General features: G+C 67.0%; 16 protein-coding genes. 7 read left to right on the forward strand and 9 right to left on the reverse strand.

Translation table 11 applies throughout. The features are described from left to right. Window positions 1–21 precede the first annotated feature (21 nt). The 8 genes from WFH44_RS18010 to WFH44_RS18045 are packed head-to-tail and all read right to left on the reverse strand — an operon-like array spanning window position 22 to window position 8,064. On the reverse strand, window positions 22–1,407 hold the full coding sequence (locus WFH44_RS18010; RefSeq protein ID WP_336715530.1) for an NAD(P)/FAD-dependent oxidoreductase: 1,386 nt from the start codon (window positions 1,405–1,407) through the stop codon (window positions 22–24). Next, window positions 1,404–2,549: an ABC transporter ATP-binding protein gene (locus tag WFH44_RS18015; RefSeq protein ID WP_336715532.1), complete on the reverse strand. Its 1,146-nt coding sequence runs from the start codon at window positions 2,547–2,549 to the stop codon at window positions 1,404–1,406. The genes WFH44_RS18010 and WFH44_RS18015 overlap by 4 nt, the downstream gene beginning before the upstream one ends. After that, window positions 2,546–3,331 carry an ABC transporter permease gene (locus WFH44_RS18020; RefSeq protein WP_336715534.1) on the reverse strand — a complete coding sequence of 262 codons (786 nt, stop codon included), beginning with the start codon at window positions 3,329–3,331 and terminating at the stop codon, window positions 2,546–2,548. Before WFH44_RS18020 ends, WFH44_RS18015 begins: the two co-directional genes overlap by 4 nt. Then, window positions 3,328–4,188, reverse strand: coding sequence for an ABC transporter permease (locus WFH44_RS18025; RefSeq protein ID WP_336715536.1), 861 nt, complete (start codon window positions 4,186–4,188; stop codon window positions 3,328–3,330). The genes WFH44_RS18020 and WFH44_RS18025 overlap by 4 nt, the downstream gene beginning before the upstream one ends. Next, on the reverse strand, window positions 4,173–5,219 hold the full coding sequence (locus WFH44_RS18030) for an ABC transporter substrate-binding protein (protein WP_336715537.1): 1,047 nt from the start codon (window positions 5,217–5,219) through the stop codon (window positions 4,173–4,175). Before WFH44_RS18030 ends, WFH44_RS18025 begins: the two co-directional genes overlap by 16 nt. Further along, window positions 5,206–6,582 (reverse strand): 2Fe-2S iron-sulfur cluster-binding protein, encoded by a 1,377-nt coding sequence (locus WFH44_RS18035; protein WP_336715539.1) that lies wholly within the window; start codon window positions 6,580–6,582, stop codon window positions 5,206–5,208. The genes WFH44_RS18030 and WFH44_RS18035 overlap by 14 nt, the downstream gene beginning before the upstream one ends. Window positions 6,583–6,598: 16 nt before the next feature. After that, a complete protein-coding gene (locus tag WFH44_RS18040; RefSeq protein WP_336715541.1) occupies window positions 6,599–7,786 on the reverse strand; it encodes an NAD(P)/FAD-dependent oxidoreductase in 1,188 nt (395 codons plus the stop codon). Continuing rightward, a complete protein-coding gene (locus WFH44_RS18045; protein WP_336715543.1) occupies window positions 7,786–8,064 on the reverse strand; it encodes a (2Fe-2S)-binding protein in 279 nt (92 codons plus the stop codon). The genes WFH44_RS18040 and WFH44_RS18045 overlap by 1 nt, the downstream gene beginning before the upstream one ends. A gap of 421 nt (window positions 8,065–8,485) precedes the next feature. Between WFH44_RS18045 and WFH44_RS18050 the strand changes: the two genes are divergently transcribed. Further along, window positions 8,486–8,695, forward strand: a complete 210-nt coding sequence (locus WFH44_RS18050; protein ID WP_336715545.1) for a DUF2188 domain-containing protein — start codon at window positions 8,486–8,488, stop codon at window positions 8,693–8,695. A 476-nt stretch (window positions 8,696–9,171) separates the two neighbouring features. On the opposite strand, the gene WFH44_RS18055 is transcribed toward WFH44_RS18050, so the two are convergent. Further along, the gene (locus WFH44_RS18055; protein ID WP_336715546.1) at window positions 9,172–10,032 is read right to left on the reverse strand and encodes a GntR family transcriptional regulator; all 861 of its coding nucleotides are present in this window, start codon (window positions 10,030–10,032) and stop codon (window positions 9,172–9,174) included. 173 nt (window positions 10,033–10,205) lie between these two features. Between WFH44_RS18055 and WFH44_RS18060 the strand changes: the two genes are divergently transcribed. The 6 genes from WFH44_RS18060 (at window position 10,206) to WFH44_RS18085 (ending at window position 17,243) form a co-directional block, all read left to right on the forward strand. Beyond that, window positions 10,206–11,210 (forward strand): 2-keto-3-deoxygluconate permease, encoded by a 1,005-nt coding sequence (locus WFH44_RS18060; RefSeq protein WP_336715547.1) that lies wholly within the window; start codon window positions 10,206–10,208, stop codon window positions 11,208–11,210. Between the two features lie 42 nt (window positions 11,211–11,252). Beyond that, on the forward strand, window positions 11,253–12,518 hold the full coding sequence (locus WFH44_RS18065) for a RuBisCO large subunit C-terminal-like domain-containing protein (RefSeq protein WP_336715548.1): 1,266 nt from the start codon (window positions 11,253–11,255) through the stop codon (window positions 12,516–12,518). Between the two features lie 2 nt (window positions 12,519–12,520). Then, on the forward strand, window positions 12,521–13,822 hold the full coding sequence (locus WFH44_RS18070) for a four-carbon acid sugar kinase family protein (protein ID WP_336715549.1): 1,302 nt from the start codon (window positions 12,521–12,523) through the stop codon (window positions 13,820–13,822). 50 nt (window positions 13,823–13,872) lie between these two features. Beyond that, window positions 13,873–14,916, forward strand: coding sequence for a zinc-dependent alcohol dehydrogenase (locus WFH44_RS18075; protein ID WP_336715551.1), 1,044 nt, complete (start codon window positions 13,873–13,875; stop codon window positions 14,914–14,916). Window positions 14,917–15,014: 98 nt separating this feature from the next. After that, window positions 15,015–16,490 (forward strand): pyruvate kinase, encoded by a 1,476-nt coding sequence (gene pyk, locus WFH44_RS18080; RefSeq protein WP_336715552.1) that lies wholly within the window; start codon window positions 15,015–15,017, stop codon window positions 16,488–16,490. 117 nt (window positions 16,491–16,607) lie between these two features. Next, window positions 16,608–17,243, forward strand: coding sequence for an HAD family hydrolase (locus WFH44_RS18085; RefSeq protein ID WP_336715554.1), 636 nt, complete (start codon window positions 16,608–16,610; stop codon window positions 17,241–17,243). Window positions 17,244–17,259: the final 16 nt, after the last annotated feature.

Raw genomic sequence — 17,259 nt, forward strand, 5'->3', positions numbered from 1 at the left:
TCTCTTTTTGTTTGGATGACTTTAGTCGTTGAGTCCGGCGAGGTGGCTTCCGGCCCTCGCGAGCCAGGAGGTTTTCGCGGCGTTGGTTTTCTCTTCCCAGCGGTCGGCGAGGGCGAAGAGCCGGTACATGCCGTGGACTCCCAGCCAGCGGATGGGTTCGGGTTCCCAGTTCCGGGTCCGGTGTCCGACCCAGGGCAGGACCGCGTCCTCTTCCTTTTTGCCGGCTGAGAGTTCCGCGAGGGATTTCGCCGCGAGGTAGGCGCTGGTGACGCCGTGGCCGGCGTAGCCGTTGGCGTGTCCGAGACCGTTGACGGGGTCGTAGGCGACCGATGCGCACCAGTCACGGGTAACGCCGAGCACGCCGGACCAGGCGTGGGCGATGGGGACTTCCGTGGTTTGCGGGAACAGGCTGTGCAGCCGGTGGACGAGCGCCTGGACGGTGTGCGGGTCCGTTTCTCCGTTTCCTCCGGTGCCGGAGGCGAATCGGTAGGGGTTGCCGCGTCCGCCGATCAGGATGCGTCCGTCGTCCGTTTTTTGCAGGTAGCTGAAGACGTGGGCGGCGTCGGATAGGCATTCGTATCCGTTCCATCCGATCTCGTTCCAGGCCTGCTCCGGCAGGGGCTGGGTGACCACGATGGAGCTGTTGACGGGGATGATGCGGCGTCGCTCCTTGCCGAGGGTGGCGGAGTAACCTTCGGTGCAGCGCAGCACCACCGGGGCGCGGACTTCTCCGCCGGCTGCGGTCGTGGCACGTCCCGCGGTGATTTCCGTGACGGGTGAGTGCTCGAGGATTTCGACGCCGCGGTCCTCGCAGAGCCTGGCGAGTTCGAGGACTAGGCGGCCCGGGTTCAGCCTGCCGACGGTGGGGTAGTAGAGGCCGCCCTGGGCCTGGGCGACGTTGACCCTGGCCGCGACGGCGGCAGCATCGAGCTCCTGCACTTCGTTTTCCGGGTAGCCCCACTGCAGGTCGCTGAGGCGGCGGGCGCGCAGCCGCTGCATGGCCGCGGGAGTGCGTGCGACGACGACGTTCCCGCTGCGCCGTGCCTGCGCATCGAGGCCTTCGCTGTGGATCGTGTCGAGAACCTCGTCGACGGCTTCGAGCATCCGTTCCTGCAGCCGGACGGCGGCCTGCCGGTTTCCGGCGGTTCGTGCGAAGGCTTTGCGGTTGCCGGGCACGAGGGGGGAGAGCCATCCTGCGTTCCGTCCGGAGGCTCCGTAGCCGACCTGTTCCTTCTCAAGGACGATGATCCGTGCTCCGGGCCGGAGGTTTGTCAGGTGGAACGCGGACCAGAGGCCGGTGAAGCCGGCACCGATGATGCAGATGTCCGCGTCGATGTGTCCTTCCAGTTGCGGGCGGGTGGCCGTTTTTTCCCGGGTCATCCAGTGCGATATCGCGCCGTTGATCATGCGACGTACTCCGTTTCCCGGTCGGTGCCCTTAGCGGGGGAGGTAGTGGCGGCGGGGCCTTCGGCGACGAGCACGGCGCTCTCCGGTACCCAGCCGACGCGGACGCGACTGCCCGCGGTGATGGATGCCCCCGTGCCGGTGCGCGCTGCGCGGACTTCGATTTCCCCGCCTCCGGGCACGCGGACGAGGTAGATCAGCGCCGAGCCGACGTAGATGATGTCCTGGACCGTGCCGTTGATGGAGTTCTCGCCGGGCCCGGTATCGCCGTCGATGGCAGTGATGGTCAGGTCCTCGGGGCGGATGACGAGTACAGCGCGGTTGTCCGCGCCCGCCCAGCTGCGCTCCGGAGCCCGCCCGGCCCAGCCCTGGCCGCGCAGGACGCCGCCGGGTTCGATGGCGCAGGGGAGCCGGACGGATTCGCCGATGAAATCGGCGACGAAAAGGGTGCGGGGTGCCTCGTAAAGGTCGCGGCTGGTGCCCATCTGTTCGATGCGTCCGTTGTTGTAAACGGCGATCTGGTCGCTCATGACCAGGGCTTCTTCCTGGTCATGGGTCACGTAGACCACGGTGGAGCCCAGGCTGCGGCTGATGCGCATGATTTCGATCTGCATCTGGATTCTCAGCCGTTTGTCGAGGGCGCCGAGGGGCTCGTCCATGAGCAGCAGCGGGGGCTCGAACACGACGGCGCGGGCAAGTGCGACGCGTTGCTGCTGACCGCCGGAAAGCTGGCGGGGGTAGTGCCGGGCGCGTGCGCCCAGTTCGACCATGTCCAGGGCAGCGCGCGCCTTGGTCAGGGCCTCGCGGCGGCGCATGCCTTCCATTTCGAGGGGGAACGCGACGTTCTGTTCGACGGTCATGTGGGGGAAAAGCGCGTAGTTCTGGAAGACCACGCCGATGCCGCGCCGGTGCGGCGGGACCCGGGTGATGTCTTTGCCGGCGACGGTGATGGAGCCGGTGTCGGGCAGGGTGAACCCGGCGATCATGTTCAGCGTGGTGGTCTTGCCCGAGCCGGAGGGCCCGAGCATGGTCAGGAATGTGCCGGGCTCCAGGGTGAAGGAGACGTCGTCCACTGCGGCGGAATCCCGGTAGTACTTTGACACCGACTCCACGGACAGGGCGGCGGTGGGACGTGGCGAGCTCATTTGGGGCTCCTTTCGAGCCGTCGCATGGACACGAGGGCGAGGACCGACAGGATGGTCAGGAAGACACCGACGGCGGCCAGCGTCGGGGTCAGCTGGGTGCGGACCTGGGTCCACATGAGTACGGGCAGGGTGCGGGTCTGGGCATCGGTGAGGAAGATCGAGACGACGACCTCGTCCCAGCTGGTAACGAATGCGAAGAGCGCGCCGGCGACCATGCCGGGGGCAATCATGGGCAGCGTCACGCGCCGGAATGCTGTCCACGGATTGGCCCCCAGACTGGCGGCCGCCCGCTCGAAGTCCGGGTCTACCTTCGCCAGGGTTGCGGTCACCGTGACGACGACGAACGGCATGGCCAGTACGCTGTGGGCGATGATCAGGCCAAGGATTGTGCCGTCCAGATACCAGCGCAAAAACAGCACGTAGCTGCCGATGCCGATGATGACCGGGGGGATGATGACCGGGCTGACGATCAGCGCCGTGAGCGGCAGCCGCCATTTGGGCTTGATCTTCTGCAGCCCCAGCGCCGCCGCGGTTCCAGCCGAAGTGGCCAGCACGACGGTGCCGGCGGCCACCTGGAGGCTGGTCCACGCCGCGGCACCCCAGCTCTTGTCGCTGAACAATTCCTCGAACCAGCGCGTGGTCCATCCGTCACCGAAGACGCCGAGCACGCTGGAGCTGTTCAGTGACATCGGGATGACGATGAGCGTGGGAAGCATCAGGTAGGCGCCGATGAGCGCGGCGACGACGCCGAGGACGACCCAGCGCAGCGAAACGTTCCTCATTTTGTTCCTCCCTTCCGTGCCGTGCCTAGGGAACGGGCGGCCAGGAGCAGGGCGACGGAGACCAGGGTACCGGCCAGCAGGATCAGGCCCAGGGCACTGGCAGTGACGGGCCCGAACCGCGTGACCTCCTGCACGATGGTTTCCCCGATCATGACGTCGGAGGTCCCGCCCAGCAGCGCCGGGGTGATGTAGAACCCGAGCGAGAGCACGAATACCAGCACCGAACCCGAGACGATGCCCGGAAGGGTCAGGGGCAGGAAGACCCGCTGGAACCGTTGCCACGGCCCCGCGCCGAAGCTCTGCGCGGCGCGCAGGACCGACGGGTCGATCTGTCCCATGGTGGTGACCAGCGGAAGGACCATGTAGGGCAGCAGCACGTGCACCATGCCGATGAGCACGCCGGTCGGGGTGCGGATGAGCTCAAGCGGGTCGGTGACCACACCGAGGGCCTGGAGCAGGGTGTTTAGCAGCCCTGCGTCCTGCAGCAGGCCGACCCAGGCGAAGCTGCGCACGAGCAGGCTGGTCCAGAAGGGCAGCAGCACGACGGCCAGCATCACAAGCTTCATCCTGGGGCCGGCCCGGTTCAGGACGTACGCGTACGGGTAGGCCAGTGCCAGGCAGCACAGGGTGGTGACCAGCGCGGTCCTGGCCGTGTTCCACAGGACCTGCGCATAGAGCGGCGAGCCGAAAATCTGTGTGTACGTCTGGCCGCCCTCGCTCAGGCTCGTTTGGAGCATGAGCGAGAGCGGGACCAGGAAGAACACCGATAGCAGGATTGCCGCGGGCAGCAGGAGGTAAAGCCCGTTGGGGGCCCCGGGCGTGCGGGTCCGGGTGCGCAGTGCTACTGGAGCAGCCATTGCTGGAACTTCTCGTTGACGGCTTCGGCGTTTTCGCCCCACCACTCGTCGTCGACCCGCACCTGGGTGTCGAGGTGGTTCGTGGGCCGGTTCTCGTCGGCCTTGACCGCGGGATCTTCGGCCGCGGCCTTGGTGATCGGACCGTAGCCGATGAGCGAGGCGAATTCCTTCTGCGGTTCCTCCTCTGCGATGTAGCCGAGCATCTTCTGCGCGTTGCCGGCGTTCGGAGCACCCTTCGGGATCACCCAGTACGCGTCAACCTGCAGCCATTCGTCCCAATTGATCCCGACCTGGGCTTCCTTGCCGGCGTCCACGGCGCGTCCGACCCAGGCCAGACCCATCGTGGCCTCGCCCGAGGCCAGCAGTTGCTGTGACTGTGCGGAGGTTTCCCACCACACGATCTCGTCCTTGATGGTGTCGAGCTTGGCGAGGGCCCGGTCCACGTCGAGCGGGTACAGATCCTCGGGTGCCACGCCGTCGGCGAGCAGGGCCGCCTCGAGCACTCCTCCGGAGGGCAGCTTGTTGAACATGCGCTTGCCCGGGAACTTCTGCGTGTCGAACAGGTCGGCGAACGACTGCGGCTCTGCGGGGAGCTTGTCCGTGCGGTACGCCAGAACAGTCGCTTCGATGTCGGCTGCCAGCCGGTACTTCTGGTCGGCTCCTTCGATCAGACCCGAGGGTTCCACGACGGAGTAATCGATCGGTTCGAGGTATTTGGCGTCAGCTTCGGTGCCGAAGTCGTTGGCCACAAGGACGAGGTCCCAGGTGGGGCGGCCGCTGTCGACCATGGTGCGAAGCTGGGCGTAATCGGTGGGGCTGTCCTCTGTGACGCTGATGCCGCTTTGTTCGGCGAACGGCTTGAAGAAGGCCGTGGACTGCGCTTCCTGGTAGGGCCCGCCGTAGCTGACGACGGTCAGACTGTCTGCGCCTGCGGAGCCAGCCTCCCCGCCGCCGCACGCGGTCGCCGTGAGCGTGAATGCGAGGGCGGTGACGGCGAGTCCTGTCCAGGTCCCCAACTTATGCTTGTGCATCGGTATCTCCTTCATATGGACGGTGTGCCATGACGGCGTGTGTATGGGTGGTCGTGTCAGGGCCGAATCGTGCTTGAGCGTTGCGGCGGAGTTCGGCGGTGTCGTAGGTCATCTCCCCGGTCGCGGTTCCGACGACCAGATGCGCTGCGGGGAGATCGGGGTTGTCGTCGGTGACGTCGAGGTGGGATCCTGCCGCTGTATAGGCAGCGTGCAGCGCAAACTCCTCGCTCCTGCGCCGACCGTATGCGAGGACCAGGGTGTCGCCGGGCACTTTCACCGGGCCAGTGCCGCCGGTGAAGCTGACGGCACGCACCCGTGACCAGCCGTGCGCTTTGCTCGGGCGCAGCCCCGTCAGTACCTCCCAGCCCTCGGCGGGACGGCCCCCTGAAGCGCGGGAGTCGATGACAGCGGTCACGTGGCAGCCGGCAGCGGTCAGGCGGCGGGCCACGTCGTGGCCGCGGTCCGAATCGGTTGCGATGACAATCCGGCGTCCCGGCGGGGCGGCTTCGAGCTCGGCGAGTTTGACGGCCGCGTCGGCCAGCATCACTCCGGGCCGGTCATTGTTGGCGAACAGCGCCGGAACCTCATAGCAGCCGGTTGCCACGACGACCCGTTCAGGTTCGAGTTCATAACGGACACGTCCGGCGATGACGGGGACGACGCCGTCCAGCAGGCCTGCCGCTGTCCCGGTGATGAGGGTGATATTCCCGTGCTTTCGGGCGGCTTCGAGCAGCCGGGCGAAGTGTTCCCGGACATCGCCGACAACTTTGCCGGCATCGTGGATGGGTTCGGTCCGAACGAGCGCGCGGCCGCCGTCGAAGGCGCGGTCGACGACCACGACGTCCTGTCCTGCTTCAGCTGCGCCCAACGCGGTAGCCAAACCGCTGGGTCCACCGCCGACAACCAGGACGGCAGCCGCCTGCCGCACGACTTTCGTGACTGTAGCGGAGGCTGCCGCCGATGGACTCGGCATGCGTCCTCCGCCGGCCAGCACGGCCATGAACGTGCCGGCGAGGGAGCTCAGCCGCGGGTTTTTCGTGAAGAGGCGGAACTGGAAACCGGCTGGAAGCAAAGGTTTGGCGAGGTCCGCCGATCGGATTAGGTCGAACCCGGAACCGGGGAAGCCTTGTTCCCGCCGCACGTCCTCGCCACCACGTGCCGGCGTCGCGCAGGCCAGGACGCCTGGCATGCCGTCGACGGTCAGCGGGCAGTTGCCGCAGGCGGAGAAACCGCAGGTGTAGCCGCGCGGGCGATGGTATTTCGGGCTCCGGGACAGGACGGAAACCCCGTTTGCGTGCAGGGCGCCGGCCAGGCTTTGCCCGTCCGTGGCAGTGACCTCTCGGCCCTCAAAGGTGAATTTCAAGCGCTTTGCCGCCATGTCAGTACCCCATGTCCACTACCAGTGACCCTTCGCGGATCCAGCTCCCATCGCGTACGCGTGCGATTCCGAACGGCGCCATCCGGGCATCCGTTTCGCCCGTGGCGATGTACTTAGCCAGCAGTTCACCGGCTGCAGGGGCGCCCATGAACCCGTAGACCCATCCGACGGACAACACGTATCCGTCCAATTCCGGGACCGGGCCCAGCACGGGCGCGAGGTCAGGAGTCTGGCTCACCGTTCCGGCCCAATGACGCAGCAGATTCACCCCGGCAAGTACTGGAAAGAGGCGGACAAACTTCGTTGCCATGTCCTTGAGCATGTCCCAGCTGCCGTTGACGCTCTTGGTTTCGTCCACGCCGTGCTTTTCCGTGCCGCCGACGAACTCGCCGCGGCCGGTCTGGTGGCAGTATCCCAGCAGGTCCAGGGCGGCCAGGCCCGGGGTGAGGAATGGCTTCACAGGCTGGGTCACGATCATTTCGAGCCGGGCCGAGACCAGTGAGGTCTCTACTCCGGCCAGGGCATCGAGGTCGGGGGCGTCGCCGCCGGAAGCGTTGACTACGACGCGGGCTCCGATGGTGCGGCCGGAGGCGGTGCGGACGCCCGTGACCCTGCCGCTGTTGCGTTCGAGGGCGACGACGTTCTGGCCGCAAACGATTTGGACGCCCAGGTGCGCGGCGTTCTCCAGGTAGCCGGCAACGGCCGCATCGTGGTGCGCGAAACCGGCGCCCTGCTGCAGCACAGCACCGCGAACCAGATCAGGGTTGGCGGCGGGCAGCAGGCTCCGCGCAGAGGACTCGTCCAGCAGATCGCTCTCGATGCCGCGGGTTCGCTGGAAACCGGCATCAGTCACGCATGCCCGCCACTGATCCTCGGTAGTGGCCAGGACCGCGTAGCCGGTGCGGTTGAAAAGCACATTGTGGTCCAGTTCGGCCGAGAGGTTCAGCCACTTGACCCGTGAGAGTTCGAAGAAATCGCACCATTCAGCACTGGCAAAGGCGCTGCGGATCAGTTCACCGTTCCGGCCGCTGGCGCCTCCGCCCGGCCATGACTTGTCCAGGACCAGCACGTCGGTGTGGCCGAGCTTGGCAAGCTCGTACGCAATCGCCAGTCCCTGGATCCCGGCACCGATAATGACAACGTCATATCCTGCGCGGATCTCCGCGCTGCTCACTCCCGGAAGCGCCATCAGTGTTCCTCCGGATCGATCAGGGCGCCGAGCGGAATCGGGACAATGGGTGCACGGGCTGCCGGACGCCGGTTACGGCCGGGCTCCTCCACACCCCGTGCAACGAGCAGATCTTGAAGAATCTTCGAACAGTACTTGCCTTGGCAGCTGCCCATGTAAGCGGCGGTTGCGCGCTTGATGGTCTCCGGTGAGGTATGTCCCTGATCGATGACGCGATGAATATCGGCCTCGGTCACATCGTGACAAGGGCAGACAATCGAAGAACCGCGATGCGCCACAATGCCTTCTTCCTGCTACAGCTACTAGTGATGCGGTTCACAATATTATTTTATTATTGCTGTGGCAAGAGGTTCCGGTTTAATCCGTGTAACGCGTTCCTGGCCGGCTACCGGCCTGCACTGTCGCCCCGAATGGATGTGAGAGCACGAGTGTCAGAAGGGGAATGAGGAGAGAGCCGCTTCTTCATGACCCCTGTGGCAGCACCGTCACCGGCGCTGCCACAGAAGGGTCACGCAGTTCTCAGTACGGCGAATCCACGCCTCAAGGGCCACCCTGCACCAGCGCTAGCACTCATCCCTGCGTATGCACCCATATGCGCCGTTATCGGCGCTTGCTCGTGCCAGCGGGGCATTTCTCCCTTGGGAGTTTGAGGCAGGCTAGAATGAGACGCGCATCACATTTCTGTCGAGGAGGTGGCCATTGAGCGCTAGGACTGTCGAGACCTACTGGGAAGACGGCGTGTGGAAGAGCCGCCACCGCGGCGCCGACTGGCACTTTGCGTACGGCGGCTCCCGTGACCAAGCCCTAATCCTGGGCCAGGCAGCAGCGCGCAATCACGATGCAGAGCACGTGATCATCGAACCCGGCGACATCGCTGAGCACGGGGACACTCTTCAACTAATGAAATAGCGTCGGCCGCGATCAGCCCACGGACTCCACGCACTGCCGGTCAGGGAGGAAACCTTCCTGACCGGCATCGAGCCCCTCGTTGTCGCAGTCTCCGCCCCGAACCCGCTAAGGCCGGACGGTCCTTCCGGGACGCCCTGCCATAGTCGCGTGCCCCGTTCGGAACTCGGCCCAGCCGACGTTCGTCCCCCAGACCTGCCTGCCCTGCAGTGAAAGAACTTTCTTTAAACAAGCAGTCCAAGCAATCCCGACCGGTCAACTGGGAGCTCCCTCAGGGAGCTCCCAGTCAACGGGGCGGTGGTCAAGGCCAGTAAACCGGAAGGACATGAGCTGTCCATGAGTGGTGCTGTAGCGCCAGCCGCCGTTGTGACGCCTCGACCACCCCTCCTGTAACGGTTCCTCCAGCCGAGGCACTCAGCTGCGCCGCCGTCATATGCGCCGTTATCGGCGATAGAGCGGTGGTGGTGCAGCTTCACTATTTAGCGGGCCGTGTGCTCGAGGGCGGCGAGTTCTGATTCGAGTTGCTGTGTGAGGGTGCGCAACCGCCGGACGTGTTCCTGGGAAATGGGCGTTGGCTGTGTTGTCACTTGGGCGTCGACGTCAAAGACTGTGTTGGGACTGTGCCATACGTTGAACGATTCCAGTCCGTGGCCGAGGGCGTCGCGGGTGACTCCCTGGAGCAGGAGCAGGGGTTCCCGGACATTTGTTTTTAGTATTTCCGCCAGATCGAGATCTGCGGCAACGGCCTGAACCTGTCTGGGGCCGCCTGCCGGGTGATATCCGTGCTCGCGCATGAGCCCGAGCAGTGAGGCGTTCTCGAGGAGTTCGGCGTTGAAGTGGGGGAAGAGGTCGCGCGGTACCCAGGTCCGCATGAACGCTACCGGGATCTGTTCGAGGTAACGGATCCGTTCTATCTTCCAGGTGTTGGTCGTGTTCAGGACCGCTACGGCTTCGTCAGGCGGGGTGGCTGCTTCGATGGTGAGCACGTGGGTGCGCAGGTGCTGTCCGTGCGCGGCAGCCTGTTCGTCGAGCCCGCCGGCACGCTGGATGTGCCGGCGGAGGACGGGCGCGGCGGCCACAACGCTGCCCCGGCCGCGCTGTCGCCGGATCAGTCCGAGATCGGCAAGACCGGCAAGGGCCTGCCGTACGACGCTGCGGGAGACCCCGAACTGTTTCTGGAGTTCCTCTTCGGTGGGCAGGGAGGAGCCGGGCGAGAGCGGCAGGTCTAGGATCTGCCGGTGCAGGATGTCCCGGATCTGGGCGTGGAGGGGCCTGCTGTCTTCCCGGTTCAGGCGGCCCGCCCGTTCTTGCGGCTGACCTCCGGCTGGTTCCACGCTCATGCTTGCTCCTTTGCCTGTCCTGCACATCATAACTGTCCTCCCGCAGTCCCTTATGGGAGGAAAGCCGGGAAAAGAGGCCTTGACTGGTGATCCACGTCACCGATATTGTACGTACTAATTGTACGGACTAAAGTCGTTGGCTGGAAGGTACGACGGCGTGCGAAAGGGCAGGTATGACTGAGATGCAGCTGAGGAGCGGCCGGTCGCGGGTGCCGGTGTTTGCCACCCTCCAGAAGATCCCTGCGGGGATGATGCTGATCCCGCTGGCGCTGGGGGTGCTGATGAACACCTTCGCGCCGGCGGCCCTGGAGATCGGCGGTTTCACCACGGCGCTGTTCAAGGAAGGCGCCCTGACGCTGATCGCCGTGCTGATCCTGGCGACCGGTGCGCAGATCACCGGCAGCCACAGCGGGAAGGCAGCCGCGTCCACGACACTGGTGGTGCTGGTCTGCAAGACCCTGATCCCGGCGCTGCTGGTCGTCATCCTGGGCCTGGTCGTGGGGGTCGACGGGATCGCGGGCGTGTCGATCCTGGCGCTGCTGGCGATCTTCGGCAACAGCAACGGCGCCCTGTGGCTGGCCTTCGCCGGCCAGTACGGTGACCAGCGGGATACCGGGGCCTACGTCGCCAGCGCTTTCGATGACGGGCCGTTCCTGGCCCTGATCTTCCTGGGCGCTTCAGGCCTGGGGGACATTCCGGTGCTGGCTCTGGCCGCCGCGGTGATTCCGTTCATTTTCGGCCTCATCATCGGCGCGGTCGACCGGGAGTGGACCAAGGCGCTGGACCATGTGCCCAATATCGTCATCCCCTTCATGTCGTTCGCCGTGGGCACCGCGATCGACCTCAAGACCGTGCTCACCGGCGGATTCGCCGGGATCTTCCTGGGCCTCGGGGTAGTTTGCTTCACCGGGGGCCTGACCTATCTGGGCTACCGGTACGTCCTGCGCCGCGGCCCCAAGAGCGGCATCGGCTTCGCCGCCGGCACCACGGCCGGCAACGCCGTGGCCGTGCCCGCCGTGGTGGCGATCGCGGATCCCCGGCTCGAACCCTTCGTCGCCTCGGCTACCGCGCAGGCCGCCACCGCGGTGCTGGTGACCGCGGTCCTGGCCCCGGTCGTCGCATCCTGGGCCCTGAAACGGGCCGGTGGCCTGAAGCCGACCGACGCCGTCGTTGCCTAAGCCGACCCATCCAGAGTGTCCATCCCCCTGAACGGAGAGTCCATGCGTGATCCGCGCGCCATACGCTGCACCTACTACCTTGAGTCCGAGATCGAACCACACAAGGCCGCGGCCATCATGGCCGGCGAGCAGTCCTCCGGCACCTTCCTGCCGGTTCCGGGCGAATCCGCCCGGATCCGTGAGCGGCACGCCGCCCGCGTGGTCGACGTCCAGGAACTGGGCGCCTGCCGGCCGTCCCTGCCCTCCCGGGCCAACCCCGAAAAGGTCCGTGCCGCGCTGGTCACCGTGGATTTCCCGATGGAAAACGTCGGCACCGACATTGCGACCCTGCAGACCGCGATCGCCGGAAACCTCTTCGAACTCGGCGAACTCTACGCCTGCCGGCTGCAGGACCTGGCCCTGCCGGAGGACTTCATCGCCGCCCACCCCGGTCCTGCCTTCGGGATCGAAGGAACGCGCAAACTCATCGGAGGCGTCCAGGGCGCGATGGTCGGCACCATCGTCAAACCCAACGTCGGGTTGTCGGAGGAGGAATTCCGGCTGGTCGTCCGTGACCTGGCGATGGCGTCCATCGACCTGATCAAAGACGATGAACTGATGACCGATCCCGCGTACCTGCCGCTGGAACGCCGGGTCGCGGTAGCGACCGAAGAAATCCGTGCCGCGGAACAGGTCACCGGGCACCCGACCATGTACGCGTTCAACATCACCGGTGACCTGGCCGGCCTGCAGAAGCGCCACGACCTGGTCGTCGAGGCCGGGGGCCGGTGCGTGATGCTCAACGTCCCGGTCATGGGACTGCCCGCCTTGGCCTGGCTGCGCAGCTTCGCCGAAGTGCCGATCCACGGCCACCGGGCCGGCCTGGCCGCCTCGATGCGGTCCAAGGGCCTGGGCATGGATTACCGGGTCTGGCAGCAGCTGGCCCGGCTGGCCGGCGCCGACCAGCTGCACGCCAGCGGACTGGGCAGCAAGTTCTACGAACCGGACGGGGAAGTCGCCGCGAACGTGCTCAGCCTGCTCGACCCCCTCGGTCAGACGGTCACCCCGCTTCCGGTGCTCTCCTCCGGACAGAACGTCACCACCCCCGGACCCACCTTTGAGGCGGTCCGCTCCACCGACCTGCTGATGCTCGCCGGCGGGGGAGTGGCAGCCCACCCGGACGGCCCCGGTGCCGGGGTGCGCAGCCTGCGCCAGGCCTGGGCAGCCGCCGTGGACGGCGTGCCGTTGAATACGGCAGCCGAGCAGCAGGCGCAGGCCGGGGACCCGGCGCTGCTGCACGCGGTCCAGGCCTTCGGGAAAGGCGCCTGAGCATGCCCGCGTTCGGTTTCGTCGCCGACGACCTCACCGGAGCCGCCGACGTCCTGGCCCAGTCCCACCGCTACGGACTGGAAGCGGCCCTGGCCATCGGCGATGCACCGCTGCCCGCCGACACGGACGTCGTGGGCATCGCCGGACCCGCCCGTTCCCTGGCCGGCACGGAGTTCGATGACCTGGTCCGCGCCGACCTGGCCGGTATCGCCGCCCTTAACCCGGAGGTCCTGCTCTACAAGGTCTGCTCGACCTTCGACAGCTCCGTCACCATCGGCAGCATCGGCCGCGGCATCCAGCTGCTGCACGAACGCTTCGGCCTGCACGGGCCGGTCCCCGTCGTGCCCGCACAGCCCGGATTCGGCCGCTACACCGCCTTCAGCAACCACTACGCCGCCCACGCCGGCCAGGTCCACCGGCTGGACCGCCACCCGGTCATGTCCCGGCACCCCTCGACCCCCATGGCCGAGGCCGACCTGCGCCGGGTCCTGGCCGAACAGCTCGGCAGCGCAGAGCTGCCCGGGGCGATCCACCTGCCGGCCTACAACGACGGTAGCTTCAAGGACGCCTGGGCCGCCCGGCGCCGCGAGCCCGGAGCGCAGGCCTTCGTCGTCGACGCCGTCAATGAACTGCACCTGGACACTGTGGCCCAGGCGCTGCTGCGCGAGGAACACGGCCACGGGCCCTCCATCGTGGTCGGATCCGGCGGCATCATGGCAGCACTGGCCAGGGCCGTCTCCGACCAGGCGCCGCGCACACCCGGCCCCAGCCAGCCGGCCGGACCGGTGCTGGCGGTGAGCGCTTCGGCCTCCAGCACCACCGCCGAACAGATCAACGACGCGACCAGCCACGGGTGGGAGGACGTGGCCGTGCCGGCGCAGCTGCTGCAGCACGCCGACGCCGCGGCCGTGGCCGCCCTCGATGAGCGTGTCGCCAGTGCACTGCGCGCGGGCCGCAACGTCATCGTGCACACCACCCGGGGCGCCGGCGACCCCCGCTACGGTGCCTCGAAACCGGCCGATGCCGGCTACGTCGGTGCCCTGATCGGCGGCATCGCGGCACGCATGGCGGCCGGCGGGCTCACTCGCGACGTCGCCGTGTGCGGCGGTGACACCTCCAGCCACGCGCTCATCGCCATGGGCGTACGCCAGCTGCGCGTCACCGACCAGTTCGTCACCGCCGGCCCGGTCCTGCGCGCCGACGACACCTCCGCCGTCGCCGGCTGCCGCCTGCTGCTCAAGGGCGGCCAGGTCGGCCCCCCGGACATTCTGCGCCGCTTCGCCGGCCAGCTCCCCGGCTCATAACCCCTCCTCAGTAACCCGAAGACCACCAGAACCATGAAAGGCGGCCCCCAATGCGGGCAGTAGTAAAGAACGCGGCCGAACGCGGCGTTGAATACGTCACCGACGCCGGTGACCCGAAGGCAACCGAAAACTCCGTCGTCATCGAGGTCGGGGCCGCGTCCCTGTGCGGCACCGACCGGGAACTCTACGAATGGACCCCCTCAGCCCAGGCTTTCAACCTGAACCTGCCCGTCATCCTCGGCCACGAAGGCGCCGGCACCATCGTCGAGGTCGGCCCGGGCGTCACCGGACTGCAGGTCGGTGACCAGGTCGCCCTGGAAAGCCACCTGACCTGCGGCCAGTGCTTCCCCTGCCGCACCGGAGACGGCCACACCTGCGAACGCACCGGAATCCTGGGCATGCACATCGACGGTCTCTTCGCCCAGTACGCCGCCGTACCCCAGGACATCTGCGTCAAGCTGCCGACCGGCCTGTCGCTGGAATCCGGTGCCCTGCTCGAAGCAGCCGGCGTCGCCGTCCACGCCATCCAGCGCGCCGGCTACTCGGTCGCGGGACGGGCCGTCCTCGTCAGCGGCGCAGGCCCGGTCGGCCTCGTCGTCGTCAACCTCGCACTGCTGATGGGCGCCTCCCACGTCATCGCCGTCGACCCCAATCCCTACCGGCGCGCGCAGGCCGAAAAGCTCGGCGCGACCGCGCTGCACCCCGACGACGGCGTTATCGAACGCTGCCGCGAACTGACCGGCCGGCGCGGCGGCTTCGACGTCGCCTTCGAATGCTCCGGCGCCCCGGGCACCCTGACCACACTGTTCGAAGCAGTCCGCCGCGAGGCCACCGTCATCACCGTCGGTCACCCCGGCCGCTCCGCCGAGATCGACATCGCCGCCCACATCAACAAAAAAGGCATCACCCTGCGCGGGATCTTCGGACGCCGGCTCTGGGAAACCTGGGAACAAAGCCTGCTGCTGCTCGATTCCGGCCGGCTCGATTTGGACTGGCTCATCACCCACCGCATGAAACTCAGCCAGATCGACGAAGCCGTAGACCTGCTCACCGGCGACGCCTGCAAAGTGCTGCTCATCCCGGGTCTCGGGTAATCCGGGAACCCCGTCCTCCGGTCCGCCCCGGCTGCCGGAGGGAGCCAGCCGGGGCGGACCGCATCCTTCCATGACCACCGACAGCAGGGACACATCACATGAGACGCGCTAAGATCGTGGCCACCTTCGGCCCGGCCATCGACACCTACACGAAGACGGTGGAGGTGCTGCAGGCCGGGGTGGACGTGGCGAGGCTGAACATGAGCCACGGGGAGCATTGCGTCCACGAGGCCACCTACACCCACGTCCGCCAGGCAGCGGCCGAACTCGGCCGGGCCGTGGCCGTGATGGCGGACCTCCAAGGGCCGAAGATCCGCCTGGGCCGCTTCGCGGACGGCCCGCACCACCTGGAGGCGGGGGACCCGTTCACGATCACCATCAGGGACATCGAGGGCGGCAGGAACATCTGCTCCACCACCCACAAGGGCCTGCCCGGCGACGTCGTTTCCGGCGACATCCTGCTGATCGACGACGGCAAGGTCGCTCTGCGCGCCATGGACGTCACCGCCACCGACGTCGTCACCGAAGTGGTCGTGGCCGGGACAGTGTCGGACAGCAAGGGCATCAATCTGCCCGGCGTTGCCGTCAACGTCCCGGCCCTCAGCGACAAGGACGAAGCGGACCTGCGCTGGGCGCTGGCCGCCGGGGTGGACCTGGTCGCCCTGTCCTTCGTGCGCTCCGCCGCGGACGTCGCCCGCGTGCACGAGATCATGGACGAGGCCGGCCGAAGGGTGCCGGTGATCGCCAAGATCGAAAAGCCCCAGGCCGTGGCCGCCCTGGAGGAGATCGTCGACGCGTTCGACGCGATCATGGTCGCCCGCGGCGACCTCGGCGTCGAACTGCCCCTTGAACAGGTCCCGGTGGTTCAAAAACGCGCCATCGAACTGGCCCGGCGCTGGGCCAAGCCGGTGATCGTGGCCACCCAGGTGCTCGAGTCCATGATCGACAACCCCCGCCCCACCCGCGCAGAAGCCTCCGACTGCGCCAACGCCGTGCTCGACGGTGCAGACGCGGTCATGCTTTCCGGGGAAACGTCCGTGGGCAAGTACCCGGTTCAGGCCGTCGCCACCATGGCCAGGATCATCGAATCCACCGAACGCCACGGACTGGAACGCATTCCGGCCCTGGGATCCAAGCCCAAGACCCGCGGCGGGGCGGTCACCTGGGGCGCGGTGGAGATCGCCGACAAGCTGGACGCGAAATACCTGTGCACTTTCACCCAGTCCGGGGACTCGGCCCGCCGGCTTTCCCGGCTGCGCCCGGTGCGGCCGGTGTTCGCGTTCACCCCCACCGAACAGGTCCGCTCCCAGCTGGCCCTGGCATGGGGCATCACCCCCGTGCTGGCGCAACCGGCCTCGCACACGGACGAGATGACCACCCAGGTCGACAGCATCCTCTTCGGCGCCGGGCTCGTGGAACCGGACGACCTGGTGGTCATCGCCGCCGGATCTCCGGCCGGCCAAATCGGTTCGACCAACTTGCTGAAAGTCCACCGCGTCGGGGACCTTACCGACGCCGGCGGACGGCTCGAGGGCAGGACGATCCGCGAAAAGGTTGGCCCATGGCCGGTGTGACGACTTGAGTCCGCTACCCAGCCGGCCGAAGCGCCTCGCCGATCTTCGACAGACCCCACCAAGAGAACACATGATCGCATTCGCCGACGACGACCACCCCGGAACCATCCAAGGGGGGTGCTGTTCGACATGGCCGGCACGCTCAGCGATACCGAAGCGTTCTGGCAGGAAGCCGAAGAACGCATCGCCATCCGTTACGGCACCGGGGACATGAAAGGGAAAGCCGAGCAGCAGGTCGGTGCGCCCATGGAGGCCCGCGCAGCCTTCCTCCAAGCGCGCTACGGCGTCCGGTTGAGCATTCCCGAAATCCAGCGGTTGACGGTGGAGCATGTGCTGTCCCGGATCGCGACCGGGTTCGCCTGGCGCCCTGGTGCCTGCGAGTTGCTTGCCGAAGCCAAGAGGCTCGGCATTCCGACCGCCCTGGTCACTTCCTCGCCGCGCGTCATTGCGCAGGCTGTCGTCGAGGCTTTGCCTGAAGGCTCCTTCGACGTCCTCGTCGTTGACGAGGACGTGACGTGCAACAAACCCGACCCCGAGCCATATCTCGCCGCCGCCAACCGCCTGGGTGTCGATCCGCTCCGATGCATCGCCATCGAGGACTCCCTCAACGGCACCCTGTCCGCACAGCAAGCCGGCTGCCTCGTCATCGCCGTCCCGACCCACGTCCCCATCGACGAAGCGCAACGACGAATCGTCCTGCCCACCCTTACCGGCATCTCGCTTCAACAGCTGGCACCTATCGGTATGACATAGGCGCCGTTATCGGCGT

This window comes from Arthrobacter sp. USHLN218, assembly GCF_037144715.1.
Lineage (GTDB): Bacteria > Actinomycetota > Actinomycetes > Actinomycetales > Micrococcaceae > Crystallibacter.

Coding starts and splice junctions, on each gene's coding strand:
- WFH44_RS18015 (WP_336715532.1), bottom strand. CDS start 2,549: ATGAGCTCGCCACGTCCCACCGCCGCCCTGTCCGTGGAGTCGGTGTCA.
- WFH44_RS18055 (WP_336715546.1), bottom strand. CDS start 10,032: ATGAGCGTGGAACCAGCCGGAGGTCAGCCGCAAGAACGGGCGGGCCGC.
- WFH44_RS18020 (WP_336715534.1), bottom strand. CDS start 3,331: ATGAGGAACGTTTCGCTGCGCTGGGTCGTCCTCGGCGTCGTCGCCGCG.
- WFH44_RS18070 (WP_336715549.1), top strand. CDS start 12,521: ATGCCCGCGTTCGGTTTCGTCGCCGACGACCTCACCGGAGCCGCCGAC.
- WFH44_RS18040 (WP_336715541.1), bottom strand. CDS start 7,786: ATGGCGCTTCCGGGAGTGAGCAGCGCGGAGATCCGCGCAGGATATGAC.
- WFH44_RS18010 (WP_336715530.1), bottom strand. CDS start 1,407: ATGATCAACGGCGCGATATCGCACTGGATGACCCGGGAAAAAACGGCC.
- pyk (WP_336715552.1), top strand. CDS start 15,015: ATGAGACGCGCTAAGATCGTGGCCACCTTCGGCCCGGCCATCGACACC.
- WFH44_RS18060 (WP_336715547.1), top strand. CDS start 10,206: ATGACTGAGATGCAGCTGAGGAGCGGCCGGTCGCGGGTGCCGGTGTTT.
- WFH44_RS18025 (WP_336715536.1), bottom strand. CDS start 4,188: ATGGCTGCTCCAGTAGCACTGCGCACCCGGACCCGCACGCCCGGGGCC.
- WFH44_RS18075 (WP_336715551.1), top strand. CDS start 13,873: ATGCGGGCAGTAGTAAAGAACGCGGCCGAACGCGGCGTTGAATACGTC.
- WFH44_RS18030 (WP_336715537.1), bottom strand. CDS start 5,219: ATGCACAAGCATAAGTTGGGGACCTGGACAGGACTCGCCGTCACCGCC.
- WFH44_RS18065 (WP_336715548.1), top strand. CDS start 11,253: ATGCGTGATCCGCGCGCCATACGCTGCACCTACTACCTTGAGTCCGAG.